The organism is Arthrobacter sp., assembly GCF_048266065.1.
Taxonomy (GTDB): Bacteria; Actinomycetota; Actinomycetes; order Actinomycetales; family Micrococcaceae; genus Arthrobacter_H.
The window spans coordinates 21921-35031 of the sequence record NZ_JBLXAH010000017.1 but is presented as its reverse complement, the minus strand read 5'-3'; the positions used below and the strand labels follow the sequence as shown (position 1 = coordinate 35031).

14 protein-coding genes are annotated in these 13111 nt (G+C 64.3%); 7 read left to right on the top strand and 7 right to left on the bottom strand.

From position 1 onward, the window contains the following. Together ACN0TP_RS17960 and ACN0TP_RS17955 are read right to left on the bottom strand one after the other, a co-directional pair. A partial coding sequence (locus tag ACN0TP_RS17960) for an APC family permease (protein WP_417221262.1) occupies positions 1 to 1328 on the bottom strand: 1328 nt, incomplete at its 3' end. 50 nt (positions 1329 to 1378) lie between these two features. Further along, positions 1379 to 2293: a proline iminopeptidase-family hydrolase gene (locus ACN0TP_RS17955; protein ID WP_417221261.1), complete on the bottom strand. Its 915-nt coding sequence runs from the start codon at positions 2291 to 2293 to the stop codon at positions 1379 to 1381. 167 nt (positions 2294 to 2460) lie between these two features. On the opposite strand from ACN0TP_RS17955, the gene ACN0TP_RS17950 reads away from it, so the two are divergent. Both ACN0TP_RS17950 and ACN0TP_RS17945 read left to right on the top strand, forming a co-directional pair. After that, complete coding sequence (locus ACN0TP_RS17950; protein ID WP_417221258.1) at positions 2461 to 3258, top strand: FadR/GntR family transcriptional regulator; 798 nt, start codon at positions 2461 to 2463, stop codon at positions 3256 to 3258. A 488-nt stretch (positions 3259 to 3746) separates the two neighbouring features. Then, complete coding sequence (locus ACN0TP_RS17945) at positions 3747 to 4265, top strand: ANTAR domain-containing protein (RefSeq protein WP_417221255.1); 519 nt, start codon at positions 3747 to 3749, stop codon at positions 4263 to 4265. 170 nt (positions 4266 to 4435) lie between these two features. On the opposite strand, the gene ACN0TP_RS17940 is transcribed toward ACN0TP_RS17945, so the two are convergent. Next, positions 4436 to 5056: a DNA-binding protein gene (locus ACN0TP_RS17940; protein WP_417221253.1), complete on the bottom strand. Its 621-nt coding sequence runs from the start codon at positions 5054 to 5056 to the stop codon at positions 4436 to 4438. 111 nt (positions 5057 to 5167) lie between these two features. Between ACN0TP_RS17940 and ACN0TP_RS17935 the strand changes: the two genes are divergently transcribed. Together ACN0TP_RS17935 and ACN0TP_RS17930 are read left to right on the top strand one after the other, a co-directional pair. Then, positions 5168 to 5854, top strand: a complete 687-nt coding sequence (locus ACN0TP_RS17935) for a helicase associated domain-containing protein (RefSeq protein ID WP_417221251.1) — start codon at positions 5168 to 5170, stop codon at positions 5852 to 5854. 80 nt (positions 5855 to 5934) lie between these two features. Then, entirely contained in the window at positions 5935 to 6237 is a 303-nt protein-coding gene (locus ACN0TP_RS17930; protein ID WP_417221248.1) for a hypothetical protein, read from the top strand. Between the two features lie 780 nt (positions 6238 to 7017). Here the strand turns inward: ACN0TP_RS17930 and ACN0TP_RS17925 are convergent. The 4 genes from ACN0TP_RS17925 to ACN0TP_RS17910 form a co-directional block, all read right to left on the bottom strand. Beyond that, entirely contained in the window at positions 7018 to 7248 is a 231-nt protein-coding gene (locus ACN0TP_RS17925; protein ID WP_417221246.1) for a hypothetical protein, read from the bottom strand. Positions 7249 to 7254: 6 nt separating this feature from the next. Further along, a complete protein-coding gene (parA, locus tag ACN0TP_RS17920; RefSeq protein ID WP_417221244.1) occupies positions 7255 to 7893 on the bottom strand; it encodes a ParA family partition ATPase in 639 nt (212 codons plus the stop codon). A 94-nt stretch (positions 7894 to 7987) separates the two neighbouring features. After that, positions 7988 to 8872 carry a hypothetical protein gene (locus ACN0TP_RS17915; RefSeq protein ID WP_417221243.1) on the bottom strand — a complete coding sequence of 295 codons (885 nt, stop codon included), beginning with the start codon at positions 8870 to 8872 and terminating at the stop codon, positions 7988 to 7990. Positions 8873 to 9528: 656 nt separating this feature from the next. Then, positions 9529 to 9801, bottom strand: a complete 273-nt coding sequence (locus tag ACN0TP_RS17910) for an ArsR/SmtB family transcription factor (protein WP_417221241.1) — start codon at positions 9799 to 9801, stop codon at positions 9529 to 9531. A gap of 441 nt (positions 9802 to 10242) precedes the next feature. Between ACN0TP_RS17910 and ACN0TP_RS17905 the strand changes: the two genes are divergently transcribed. The 3 genes from ACN0TP_RS17905 to ACN0TP_RS17895 are packed head-to-tail and all read left to right on the top strand — an operon-like array spanning position 10243 to position 13111. After that, complete coding sequence (locus ACN0TP_RS17905) at positions 10243 to 11193, top strand: M23 family metallopeptidase (protein ID WP_417221239.1); 951 nt, start codon at positions 10243 to 10245, stop codon at positions 11191 to 11193. Then, complete coding sequence (locus ACN0TP_RS17900; protein WP_417221238.1) at positions 11193 to 11699, top strand: hypothetical protein; 507 nt, start codon at positions 11193 to 11195, stop codon at positions 11697 to 11699. Before ACN0TP_RS17905 ends, ACN0TP_RS17900 begins: the two co-directional genes overlap by 1 nt. Beyond that, positions 11696 to 13111, top strand: coding sequence for a chromosome partitioning protein ParA (locus ACN0TP_RS17895; RefSeq protein WP_417221237.1), 1416 nt, complete (start codon positions 11696 to 11698; stop codon positions 13109 to 13111). Before ACN0TP_RS17900 ends, ACN0TP_RS17895 begins: the two co-directional genes overlap by 4 nt.

The window sequence follows — 13111 nt, the reverse complement described above, 5'->3', positions numbered from 1 at the left end:
GCGCCGACGGCGAGCCAGACGATGCCTCCGACCTTAGCTTCGATGTTCGCGTTCCAGAGGACGTAGCCGATGATCAGGAAGCCGATGATCGGTACCACGAGGTGCAGCAGGTAGTTCGTCGATTTCTTCTTGCCCATGAAATGCACGACGACGGCGACATGCAACATCATGAATCCAAACAGGGCGCCGAAATTGACCAGGGAGGAGATCAGGTCGATCTGCCCGACGAAGAACAGCACGAGGATGGCCGAGAGGACCGAGACCAGGATGATGGCGTTGCGGGGTACGCGGCGGTGGTTCAGGGTGTGCAGGAAGCGCGGGAGCTGCCCGTCGCGGCTCATGGAATACAGCAGCCGTGATGTGGCGGCTTGGGCGGCCATGGCGTTGGCGATGCCCACGGCCAGGACGTTGACGACGAAGAAGGCGTTCATCCAGCCGGTGCTGGCGGCGGCCTGGACGATGGTGAAGAAGGCGTTTCCTTCGGCGTCGGGGTCGAAGGCGTCCCGTCCTCCGGCCAGGGAGCTGGCGAGCCAGGTCTGGATGATGAACAGGAAGGCCACGATGAACAGCGCGGTCACCATGGCCCGGCCGGTGGCCTTGCGGCCTCCGGAGGCCTCCTCGGAGAGGGTGGCGATGCCGTCGAAGCCCAGGAAGCTCAGGACCGCGATGGACAGTGCCGCGGCGATCAGGGGGCCGGTGACCTTGCTGGCGTCCCAGATCGGGTCGGTGGTGAAGACCGCGCCGGGGATGGTTTCGTTGTTCAGTGCCTTGACGGCGATGACGATGAAGGCGGCCACGAAGACCAGTTCCATGGCCAGGAACACCCGGTTGACCAGCTTCATGGAGCTGACGCCCATCATGTTGATGACCATGTTGATGGCCACGAAGATCAGCGCCCAGATCCAGCGCGGGGAGCCGGGGAAGAGCCCGACCATGGATTCGGCGGCGAAGACGTAGAGCAGCGTGGGGACCAGCAGGTAGTCCAGGAGTATCGCCCATCCGGCGAAGAACCCGACGTTGGGGTGGATCCCGCGGCCTACGTAGGAGAAGACCGAACCGGCCAGGGGGATGGTCTTGGCCATTTGATGGTAGGCCAGGGCCGTGAAGACCATGGCGATGAGCCCGATGAGGTAGACCAGGGGCACCATGCCGCCGGCGGCGTTGTAGACCACGCCGAAGATCGCCCAGGGGGCGATCGGGACCATGAAGATCAACCCGTAGATCAGCAGGTCCGTAGTGGACAGGGACCGTTTGAGTTCCTGTTTGTAGCCATAGGCTTCCAGTTGTTGCTGCGGACTCAGCTCGGATGAGTCGTGGGGCGTGGGCATCTGCCGGTACTCGCTTTCGTCAAGGTGGAGGATGTGGAAGTGCTCCGGTTTTACGCGTGGGGGTTCGGTCCGTCGTGCTGGGCCAGGAAGTCGCCGATGACGCTGCGGAACCCTTCGGGGTGTTCAAGGTGCACGCAGTGGCTTGCATCCGGGTAGACGTGGGCTCGGGCATCCTTGATACCGTCCACGTAGGGCTGCCAGGTGGCCGGGGTGGCCTCGTCGTGTTCCCCGGCCAGGACCAGGGTCGGAACGTTGATGGCTCCGAGGCGGTCGATGATGCTCCATTCGCGCAGGGTGCCGATCACGTGGAACTCGTTGGGCCCGTTCATGGTGTGGTAGACGGTCGGCTCGGCTTCCATCTGCTCCTCGCTTTCCCTGAAATCCTGCGGCGTGGGATCGAGGCGGCAGACATGGCGGCGGTAGAACTCTTCTGCCGCAGCCACGTACTCGGGGTCCCCCGTCGTTCCCACGGCTTCATGCAGTGCCAGGATCTGTTGCGTCGTCTCGGGCAACCGGGAACGAAGCTCCGCCGCGGCTTCGGCCCACAGTCCCATGGAGGCCGGGGAATTACAGATCGCCAGGCTCCTGAGGCCCTCGGGCTGGCGTGTGGCGATTTCGGCGCCCAGCATCCCGCCCCACGACTGGCCCAGCAGGTGGTACTCGGCAAGGCCCAGCTCCTGGACCAGGTTCGCGAACTCGTCGACGAAGAGCTGCGGGGTCCAGAAATCCGCGGGTGCCTCGGGCAGGTGCGTGCTGTTGCCGCAGCCGATCTGGTCATACAGGATCACGGTGCGCCCGGTGTCGACCAGCCCGGCGAGATTGCGCAGGTAGTTGTGGGCCATCCCGGGGCCGCCGTGGAGGACAACCAGGGGAAGGGCACCGTCCTGGGGGGTGTCCGGTTCGGTGACGCGGACCCACGTCTCGTGTTCCCCGAACGGGATTCTTGACTCGGTAACCTTGGGCATGCACGTTTCCTTTGCCTATGTGTGAGGGAGACCACTGGTCGGTCAGACAATAGGATGGACCATTAAAGGTCCCATTACAAGACCTTTACAGAGATGAAGGGTATTCGAATTCCATGACAGGCAACATTCCTGCAGCCTCCACGGCCGGGCGTGATGGGAGTTCGGGCTTGGACAGTGCCTTGGAACCGCGTTCCAGTGTCGTGGACCTGGTGGTCGACAGGCTGGTCACCGCCATCGCCGTGGGTGAATACCTCCCCGGCAGCCGTCTTCCCCCTGAACGCGATCTGGCCGCTTCCCTGCAGGTGGGGAGGGTTACCGTCCGCACCGCCTTGGCCCGGCTTTCCCGGCAGGGCCTGCTGGAAACCGTCCGCGGACGAGGAGGGGGTTCCTTTGTCCGGGAACAGTGGGGCGCCACCTCGGGGGAATCGGTTCAGCGGGCCCTCTCGGCGCGCTGGGAAGAGATTTTGGACGTCTTCGAGGCGGTACGCCTGCTGCATGGAACGATCGCACGGGCGGCGGCGGAAAACCGGACGGAGGACGATGTGCATGATCTCCGTGCCCGGCTGGAGGATTACCGTCAGGCGGACACGGGATTGGAATCCCAGAGGGCCGATGGACGCCTCCACCTGGCCATCGGCAACGCTGCGCATAACACCACCTTGCAGGAGGTGCTTTTCCAGCTCGAATCCAAGATCAGCCTGGCCGCCCCCGTGCATTTGTGGGGTTCGGCCGAGGGCATGCGGGAGATGGAACTTCGCGCGCTGGCCGACCACGAGCAGCTTGTCCGGGCCATCAGCAGCCGGCAACCGGAGCAGGCCGGCACCCTCGGATCCGAACACGCCCGCATTGACCTGGAATTGTTCGAGAAGGCATTGCAAAGAGCCGACCGGAAACCAGCCGGCAAAGACCCGGCAGCCGAAGGCAGGGACCAGGAACCTCCTCGGCAAGATGCTCTCCCGCAATAACCCGGTCCTCGTATCCACACCCCGCAAACACCATGTTGACGGCCTCGGATGATGGCGTGGTCCCACTGGCCAGGCCCATACGTCCAACCGGAACGTGGAAACCAAGCCCGGTTCCGGGCTGTTGGTCGTCGGGCACTCTCCATTTCCCACAAGGCGCTTGGCGGGACACAATCTTGCGACACCCTCCTGCCGACCGGGTATCGTTTGTCTGGATCGAATCCTCATCCCTGAACATGGTTCGATTCCACGGTGCCCGGACTCCCCCAGTCACGGAACCGTGCGGGGCGTGGTCCACGCCCTCGGACGCCCCCGCTATGAGACTGGCGGGGGCGTCTTTGCCCCCCCTGGTGACGTCGGATCAAAGCAGTGGCTATGCGGCGCCGAAGTTCATTGCAACAATGTGGCACGGGCCACGATGGCGTGCAGGCAAGCAACGGCGAAACAGGCAACAGCCAGGGTGCGTCCCGGACGATGACCTCGCCCGGCACATGGGCGAGCTCGCCCGCTCCTTGCAGGAGAAGGTGCGTCAAGGCCGGTGCCTGGATGCGGCGTTCGAGCACAAGACGGTCAATGTCCCCGATCTGGCCACCGAGCGCCGGTGGCCCAAGTTCGGCGCCGAGGCCCTTGGGCTGGGCGCGAGGAGCATGCTCGTTTCCAACTGTTCGTCGAAGGCGACAACCTGGGGGGCTTTGAACCTCTACAGCCGGGCATCCGAGGCATTCGATTGCGAGTCCGAACAGAAAGGGCTGCTGGTGGCTGCACAGGCTGCAGTCGCGTTGGCGGGGACGCAGAAAGCGGAGCAGTTGCGGTACGCAGCGCAGTCGCGGGATGTGATCGGGCAGGCCAAGGGAATCCTCATGGAACGCTACAAGGTGACCTCCGAGCAGGCCTTCCTCCTGCTGGCCTCGGTCAGCTCCCACAGCAATACCAAGCTCGTCCACATCGCCTGCCATCTGGTCCGCAGCGGCAGCCTCCCCTCGGCTGATGGGGAGCCGCTAAACCGCTAACGCCCGCTGCTTGGCCCGCCTGGGAGCCAGATGTCCTACAGCCTGCGGGACATTTGTCTTCAGGTCGTATCCAGCCCCCTGGGCCCTAACCGCGCGAGGGGGGCCCTGGCCATTTCCAGGTTGCCCACGCCGAGGGTCCAGGAGCACGGGGGCACGGAGGCCGCCTTGTCCTATTTCCTGGTCTTCTTTTCCGGTTGGCCGTTCTTGTTGTCCCAATACTTCTCTGCCTGTTCCTCCAGCACGGAAAGCCGCCCCCGGGCTTCTGCCAGCGCCTCGCGGGCGTCCCGGACCTCGGTGCGCTGGGCTTCGAGGGCTTCGTTCATGGCCTGCTGGTACTTCTCGTACTTGGCCACCTGCTCCGCCAGCTGCCGTTCGAGCTCGCCGACACGCTCCTGCGCGGTAGTCGCCCTTTCGGCTTCGGCGTCGGCGCGTGCCGCTTCGGTGTCCACGAGCTTCCCGGCCTCCACGGCCTCGGCCTGAGCCGCCTCCACGAGCTCAGCAGCGGCCGCGCGGTCGGCCTCGTAGCGGGAGGCGGCATCTGCGGTGGCTGCCGCCCAGGCGGTGGCGAAGGCCCGCTGCACCGCATCGGGAACCGGCACTTGAGGTGGACGGGAGTCGTTGCGCCACTGCTCCACGCCCTGACGTGCCGCTTCCATGGAGACACCCGCGCGGGTGCGCACCGCCGAGACGGTGACCTTCTCCCCCGCGGCTTCCATCTGCGCCGCGGCGTCGGCGGCGCGCTGCACCGGGGTGCCCTGCCCGGCGGGGCCGGAGGTGGTGTCCTGCGCCATGGGAAGCTCCTTGAAACTCGATAGTAGTTTGATTACTACTATTATTACTACAATTTGCGCGATTGTCCACACCTTCGCCAGCCCGCGACGGCATTGGGATAGGTTTCTGGCATGACCCGCGACCCAGCCCGGCGCGCCGAATGGCTGCTGATGTACCGGCATGGGCTCGACGCCGGCGACATCGCGCGGACCTGCCACACTCTCCCCCACCTCGTCCGGGAGTACCTGTGCCAGCAGGTGCAACGTGATCCGTCGATCTTCGGCAAGCGGCTGGGCCGATGCGGGGAACCATCCCTGCCGGTGTACCGGGACGAGGACGCCAAGCGCGGATGGGAGGGCAACCGACTATCCCTGGCCCGCTTCATCGAATCCCACGGACGTTACCCCCGCCGCTCGGCCGACACGTCAACAACTTCCGGGGCACTGGAGGTCTTCCTGTACCACTGGGCCAGGGCACAGCGCGGAGAATCCGCTGCCGGCCGCCTCACGGCCCGCCAGGAGCGCCAGCTGGAGGCCCTACCCCGCTGGACCGTCCTAGGTCGCGACCAGCTCAACGCCAGGCACTGGGACCGACGCCTCTCCGCGTGCGAGGCCTTCATTGGGAAACACGGGCGCATTCCGGCTTACAGGGGCGGGACCACCGAACATGAACGTGGTCTTGGCGCCTGGTTGAGCCGGCAACGGGCCCGGGGGCGCCGCGGGCTGCTCCCCACGGCCCGAACCGCCGCCCTGGAACAACTAATCGGCCAAGTCGGCGCAAGCAAGGCCCCTCCCCGGGCCGCCGGACCTTCCAAGTGAGCCGCAGGAACCCGGCCGAGTCCCCTCGGCCCCCTGGATGAGCGGGCCCAAATGTCCGGGCCCGGACCTAGGATCGGCGCATGTCCGATTCCGTAGACGTCACCCTCACACCCTCCGGCCGGCCCATACGCATCACCCGAGATGGGCGAACTTGGAAGGTCTGCGCAGAGCCAGTGCGGTGGTTCGAGCGCGTGCCCTGGTCGCGTAGCGAGCTGCGCATGCAGCGCGGGACCAACATCGGCATCGAGAACATGGTCTGGCAGGTCCAGGTCCGCCTGGGCAGCAGCCCCCGCTCGGCACTGGTGACCTGGGAGCTGGTGCACGAACCGGCCACGGGCCGCTGGGCGGCCAGGGACGACACCCTGAGCCAGGCCTCCGCCTAGAGGTTTCACGTGTGTAATCCGGTGAAAACTCTTCACGTTAACGGACCTCGGCCGACCGTCCGAGGCGCGCCCCCGCTTTCGGCATCCTTACTCAAATGAATCAATGAGTATGCGTGCCCCGCGCGCTACTGCCAGATGACCATGGAGCAACCACGGCTCGGGCGGGCGGCGCCCTTCCCGCCAACTACTATCCGGTGACTCGTCGACGATCTGCGGACCACATTCCCGGACACGGCTGGGGTCTCCTCTCGCAGCCGCAACACATGCGCTCCATCCTCGGCCCTTGCGTCGATGGGCTGACTATGCGGCAGCCGGCTGCGAAATTGGCCCTGGAGCCACATCATGGTCATGCTCGACACCGCCGAGGCCCGCATCCGACATGCCTCGCCAATCGCGAAGCATGGGTAACAACTCAATGAGTTGATGGCCATGCTCATGCGCCAGACGCTCGAGCGCGCCGGGGATAGCACCATCGAACTTCGCTCCTCAGTCTTTCAACCTGCGACAACAGACTCCCCCAATGAGATTCATTTACTCATTTGAGTAAACATTCTTCAGAGGGGATTTTTCAACCACTCGAGACGTCTCTTGTCGACCATGCTCACGTCGATCTCCAATCCCTATGAGGGCGGCATGGGGCTTCCTTCTGCGTAGGCGGTGCTGGAGAAGCCCCAGCTCCCCGGCGTCAAAACGGACGGTCGCAGTGCCCAGCTTCTTCCGGGGAGGCGCGCATGCGCAGATGAGTAAAGAGCGTAAGCGAACATTTGCTCATGACATCATTTACTCATCAGGCAGGGAATCGATGTACGAGGTGAGGAATTCCTTGATGCTCTGGTTGTTTCGAGCAGCGAGCACCTTGAGTTTGCGATGCTTGCTTTCAGGAACCTGGAAGTTCACGCGACGGATGGGCTCGGCACTCTCATCGTCTTTGAGGCTTTCCATGAGTCGTGCCTTCGCGGCGGCCGTCTGGCTCGGGCGGCCTGCAGATAGACCAGATAATCCTTTACTCATTTACTCTCAAACTCCTTTACTCAAAAGAGTCTTAATCTCCGCCGCGAGTTGGGCCATTTCTTTGGCCCCCTCGGAGTCCGGCTGATCCTCCAAGACGGTTGAGCCACTTGCTGCACTACTGGCGTAATTCACCCTCTGGTGGACCCGGGACTCCAGAATAGGCAACTCGTATCCTTCGAGAACCCCGGAGACTTCCTTTCCGATGTTCGTCCCAGTGATGGCCCTGGAAACAACGAAGGCTGCCTGGAGGTTTCCGTCGGTGATTTCGATACGTTGCTTCACCAGCTCCACCAGATCGGCGGTAGCCCATATGTCGTAGGGGGAGGGCTGGACGGGTATCAGCACAAAGTCCGATGCCTTGATGGCTGATACGGCCAAATCGGCCGCTTGGGGTGCACCGTCAATAATTACGAAATCCACCGGCGCAATGCTTTTCAGATCCCGCTCAATAGTGGGACGATCCATGCCTACTACAGACAGAGGGTGGTCCTCTTGAACTGCCGCCCAGTCGCGGGCGCTGCCTTGGGGATCCGAATCCACAAGGAGGACGGAATGCCCGGCCAGTCGCAGAGCCGTGGCTAAGTGTGTGGCGACGGTGGTTTTCCCCACCCCGCCCTTCTGGTTGATGACTGAAATTACCTGCAAGCTCTACTTCCTTCCGGATGCAATGAACAACTTTTGATGCTTTACTCAAATGAGTCTACGGTGCATTACCGGTTTTCTTAGGCATTGCCACGCGTTACTCGGGTCTTGTCTTGAACAATGCTCGGATTACCGAAAGGGCCTGCCTCTTTGCGGGGGATTCCTGTCCGCTTCGTATCGCCCGGCGCTCGAAGGCCCTCCTGGCGTCTTGCGCGGCTTTTGATGCTGCGGCTCGTCGTTCGGTGGCTTGGTTGGTTTGTTGTTGGTCGCGGGAGCGTAGTGGTTCTCCGGTGGTGATTCGCCAGGCGCCCAGGCGGTATCGGAGCCAGCCGCGCAGGCGGGGTGCGTTGGCATCGGCGGGCACCCCGGCGTGTGGCCAGGGGTCTCCGTTGGGTTGGTAGTCCAGGGCGTGGTGCAGATCTGCGACGGTCCAGCCACTGAGCAGGAAGTCCCTAACGGTGGCGCGGATGTCCTTGGTGCTCATGGGGCGCAGGAGGAACACGCGGCGGCGCAGCTCCGAGGCGGCGGCAAGGCGTTGTTTCTTCGATGCTGTCGTTTTGTGGGCCGGCCAGAGCAATTCCGGACGATATGGCGTTGGGGGAGTGGAGGCGGTGAAGCCGCCAGAAAATGGTTCAGGCGGCGGAGCCGCACCGACAAGGGTTTTTTCGTGCGCGCGTGTATGGGTCTCTTTTAAGTTCTTAAGGTGAGAACCGCCTGGGGCGGGAGGGGTGCCATTTTCATCCACACCACTCGTGGCGCGTGTATCGACCAGGGCCAGGGGTGAGGGGGTGCATAGGACGTAGACGGCTGCTTCGTTGGTGCGTTGGCCGTCTTCGTTGAGGGAGGCGTAGGCGGCGGTGCGTCCGCTGGCGACGATGCCGATCAGGCCCCAGGTGCGCAGGGTGGCGAGGGCTCGGGCGATGGTGCGCCGGCTTTTGCCGGTCTGCTCGCAGAGGTGGTCCCAGCCGGGGCGGGTGGTCATGGACTGGTAGTCCGCCCGGGCGATCAGCGCGGCGAGAACCGTGCGGATGGTGTGTTGGCGGGCTGTGTAGCAGCGGGCGTAGTCGGGGTGTGCTTGGAGGGCTTGTTGTACGTGGGTGCCGTGTGCGGCGCGTACGGAGCCGTGGGGGACGGCGCGCTGGACTATGTTGCGGTCGGTCTCGCGGAGTCGGGAGACACGCCGGTGGTGGGGTGCGCGGTCTGTTGGTTGGGCAGAAAAAGAGTGTAAGCTGGCAAGCACAAGCAGCCTTCAGGGTGTGTTTGTGGGAGCTATTCACCCAGTCCCGCCAAGAACTTGGGGTGGATAGCTTGGATACTTGAGTGAAGGCCCGCCTAGTGCGGGCCTTCTTCATTTAAGAAGCTCTAGAGAAAAGGGCCTCCTGATTACGATTCATCGCAGCTTCTGCCTCTGTGACATATTCCTCCAGTAGGCGGGCAATCAGATCAGTTCGGGTCTCGGAGGTGACCTCCAGAACATGATCGAGTCGTCGAGCGGTGGTACGCGGGATTTTCGAGGTAACCGTTTGCCGGTCGCCCTTATATGGCTGAGCCATCTGCCCTCCTGGATTGTGATGACAACCCCAATTCAAGTGCAATCCGATTAGATTAAGTGGGAGGGCTCACCGGCGTGTCATTCATTTAATGACCTTGAATGTATTCAGCATTCGTCCTAATCGCGTCAGCGAGGATGTTCCTATCTAGGCGAAATACCACCCTGTGTCCTTGGCGCGGAGGCGGAACGCTGGCAACTACGGCGCCCAGCTGCTCGAGATGTTCAAGGTGTCTCTGGACGGTCTGATAGCGCGTACCTAGAATCCCCGCGATTTCTCCCGAGGTCCCCCCTTCCTCGTTGACAGCTAGGTGCCTCAAAATAGCCGCCCTCAAGTGGGGGACCCCCAGAATCTCCGTCATTCGCGCTGCTTCTGGCGGCATCGGGCTTTTGGGGCTGACATATCTCGGCATCCCTCCATTCTGGCCTAGCTATGGAATATCCCACTCTAGAGCATTAAATGCACTACTAGTAGTGCATTTAATGCGCTAGAGTCAATTGCAGGCCCACGACTATTGCAAAGACATCCTGTCAAAAGTTTACTAACGGTTGTCGAGACTTTCGTGAAGAATGGCTTGTTCCGCTGAAGTGTGTATTCCTGTCGGGTGCGACTGCTAACAGTTAGACGAAAACCAAGGAGGTGGGGAAGCGTAGTGGATGCTCCCAGGGCAGGTGGTTTGGCCGCGGGCGTCTTTGTACTGATCACCGCGCCGGTATTGATCGTGGTTCTCCTGTTCCTAGGCACCGATAGTGCCGCTTCGGATGCCGGCAGTTGCGCCGCAGATGCCAGCACCCCAGTGGCCGTGCCGGCTGGGACCAGGCAGGTCGCCGGGTTTTCCGGTGACCAGCTGGTAAACGCCGCCCACATCATGGGCGCAGCTGCGGATCTGAAGCTGCCGGTCGCCGCGCAGATCCTGGGCGTGCAGGCAGCCATTGGCGAATCCACGCTGAAGGTCATCGACCAGGGCGATGCCGCCGGGCCCGACTCGCGGGGGTTGTTCCAGCAGCGCGCCAACGGCGCGTGGGGCTCATACAAGGACCGCATGGACCCACACACCAGCGCCACCAACTTCTTCAAGGCCCTGCAACGCGTGAAGGGCTGGCAGGACCTGGAACCCACCGAGGCCATCCACCGGGTCCAGTCCAACGCGGACCCCAACCACTACACGCCCTTCCGCGCCCCTGCAGCGGCCATCGTCAAGGCCCTCTCCGGTGCCGACCTGGGGGACATCGACGCCAACGGGACATGCCCGGACACCGCTGCGACGGTCATCGGGGACCTCGGCTCCGGCCAGTGGACCAGCCCGCTGCCCGGGGCCACGATCACCAGCGGCTTCGGCGGGCGCGCCTGCCCCGCCGGGGCGTCCTGCAACGTGAACACCACCGAACACAAGGGAGTGGACCTCGCCGGGGGGACCGGTACCGACGTGCTCGCCCCCACGGACATGAAGATCACCGTGGCCGAGCAGGGCCAGGGCTGGAAGGCCGGCTACGGCACCTACGTGATCGCCCAGCAGGTCGACAAGCCCGGTCTGGTCTTCGAGTTCCACCACATGGTCCACGGCTCACTGAAGGTCAGCCCCGGGGACACCGTGGCCGCCGGTACCCCGCTGGGGACCGTGGGCACCACGGGCAACTCCACCGGAGTGCACCTGCACTTCCAGGTCGCCAGCCCCGGCACCCCAGCAGGCCAGCCAACGTTCAAGCACGTCATCGACCCCACCCCGATCCTCAAAGCCAAGGGAGTCCTCTAATGCCCACCACCCACCAGGCCAGCATTCTCCTGCGCACTGCCGGGGCCACCGCCTGCGTTCTCATGCTCTCGGGGTGCTCGCTATTCGGAGCCAACAACGAGGCCAAGGACGAGGCTGCCGCACCGCCACCGGTCGCCGTGGCCTCCACCGCCGCCTCCAGCAGCCCGGCAGCCATCGAGGAACCGCAGGTCGTCGCCGCCAAGGCCATGGCCCTGTTCGCCCGCCCCGACGTGCCAGAGCGGCGCTGGTTCACGGACCTGCTGCCGTACCTGACCGACGAGTACGCGGACGAGGCCCAATACACCGACCCCGCCCGGGTCCCATTCGATGACATCGGCCCGGCGCCGACGGCCAGCCAGGACGCACACAACCCCCAGGTGGTCACCGTGCGGTTCAAGACCAACGACGGGCCATGGCAGGTCGTCGTGGTCCAGGACAAGGCCGGGGCACCGTGGCTCATCCAGGCCATCGAGCCCGACGACCCGGCCCCTGGATACACCCCATGAGCGAACCCCGAACCACCGTTCCCGACCCGATGAAAGAGAGTCCCCTGATGGCCATTGACCAGTCCCTGATCCAAACCAAACCGGTTCTCAGCGCGATCATCAACACCGACAACACCGGCGTGCTGACCATCGACGGGCAGGAGGAGAACTTCACCGCCGCCGATCCCGGGCAGCTGCGTACCCAGCTGATGACCCGGCTGTTCGAGGTCGCCGGGGAACACGGCCGGCCCGTGCGCGTGTCCACGATGGACGAGAACGGGCTGACCGGCCTGCTCATCTCCCCGGATCGCCAGGTCGAACCAGAAGCCGAACCCGAACCCGGGAACACCGCACCGGCACCCACCGGCCAGCCGGAGCCGGCTCCCGTACCGGTGATCGAGGCCGTTCCCGCGCCCGTGCAGACCGCCCCACCCGATGCAGGCAAGAAAGAGGCCACCGCTGTAGTGGCCGACGCAGCACAAGCGCCTGTGGAATCAGCCCCGGCAACCCGGCGGGCGCTGCGTGATGCCGAATCGTTTTTGAGCACCCAGGCTGCCGTGCAGCCGGCCACCACCGGGTTCCGGGGATGGCTGGCCTCGGTGGGGATCCGGGTGGCCCCCTCGGCGGCCGAGGTCTCCGAACGCGCGGACATTGCCGCCGTGTCCCAGCACTGGGCCGGGACCCGGACGATCATGGTCGCCAACCGCAAGGGCGGGGCGAACAAGACCCCGACCGTGAAGAACATTGCCGCGACCTTCGCCCGCCACGGCGGTGGGGGAGTGCTCGCCTACGACGGCAACCCCGAGGTCGGGACCCTGGGCTGGCGCACCGAACAAGGCGGGCACAATTCCACCGTGCTCGACGTGCTCGAGAACGCCGACCAGCTTTTGTCCACCGAGGCCGTTTCCGGGCACATGGCACGCTACGTCCACCACCAGCCGGCAGACAAGTTCGACGTCCTGCGCTCCGATGACAGCCTCGTTGGCACCCACGTGATGACCGGCGACGACGTCGAGGTCATCCACCGGGTGGCCGCGAAATACTACCGGCTCATCGTCATGGACTCGGGCAACGTGGACCGTGGCTCGGACTGGTCGGCGATGATCGGGCAGGCCAACCAGCTCGTGGTCCCCACCACCACCATGGAAGACCGCGCCGAGGCGGCCCTGCTGCTGCTCAAGGCCCTCCACGAACGCGACGAACACGCCGCCAAGCTGGCCGAGAACGCGGTGGTCATCGTCTCGGAATGGCAGCCCGGGGAGACGGCGGTGGCCGAGCGCATTGCCGATGGCTTCCGCCCCTACGTCCGCGAGGTCGTCACCGTGCCCTTCGACCCCGCCTTGAAGTCCGGGCGCATCGTCCACGACGCCCTGACCAAGGCCTCGCGGCGGGCGTGGCTGCGGGCCACCGCAGCGGTGGCGCGGGGACTGTGA

Excerpts from the sequence above, each read along its gene's own strand:
- ACN0TP_RS17895 (WP_417221237.1), top strand. The coding sequence starts at position 11,696 with ATGAGCGAACCCCGAACCACCGTTCCCGACCCGATGAAAGAGAGTCCC.
- ACN0TP_RS17915 (WP_417221243.1), bottom strand. The coding sequence starts at position 8,872 with ATGACCACCCGCCCCGGCTGGGACCACCTCTGCGAGCAGACCGGCAAA.
- ACN0TP_RS17935 (WP_417221251.1), top strand. The coding sequence starts at position 5,168 with ATGACCCGCGACCCAGCCCGGCGCGCCGAATGGCTGCTGATGTACCGG.
- ACN0TP_RS17900 (WP_417221238.1), top strand. The coding sequence starts at position 11,193 with ATGCCCACCACCCACCAGGCCAGCATTCTCCTGCGCACTGCCGGGGCC.
- ACN0TP_RS17910 (WP_417221241.1), bottom strand. The coding sequence starts at position 9,801 with ATGACGGAGATTCTGGGGGTCCCCCACTTGAGGGCGGCTATTTTGAGG.
- ACN0TP_RS17925 (WP_417221246.1), bottom strand. The coding sequence starts at position 7,248 with ATGAGTAAAGGATTATCTGGTCTATCTGCAGGCCGCCCGAGCCAGACG.
- ACN0TP_RS17955 (WP_417221261.1), bottom strand. The coding sequence starts at position 2,293 with ATGCCCAAGGTTACCGAGTCAAGAATCCCGTTCGGGGAACACGAGACG.
- ACN0TP_RS17945 (WP_417221255.1), top strand. The coding sequence starts at position 3,747 with ATGGGCGAGCTCGCCCGCTCCTTGCAGGAGAAGGTGCGTCAAGGCCGG.
- ACN0TP_RS17930 (WP_417221248.1), top strand. The coding sequence starts at position 5,935 with ATGTCCGATTCCGTAGACGTCACCCTCACACCCTCCGGCCGGCCCATA.
- ACN0TP_RS17940 (WP_417221253.1), bottom strand. The coding sequence starts at position 5,056 with ATGGCGCAGGACACCACCTCCGGCCCCGCCGGGCAGGGCACCCCGGTG.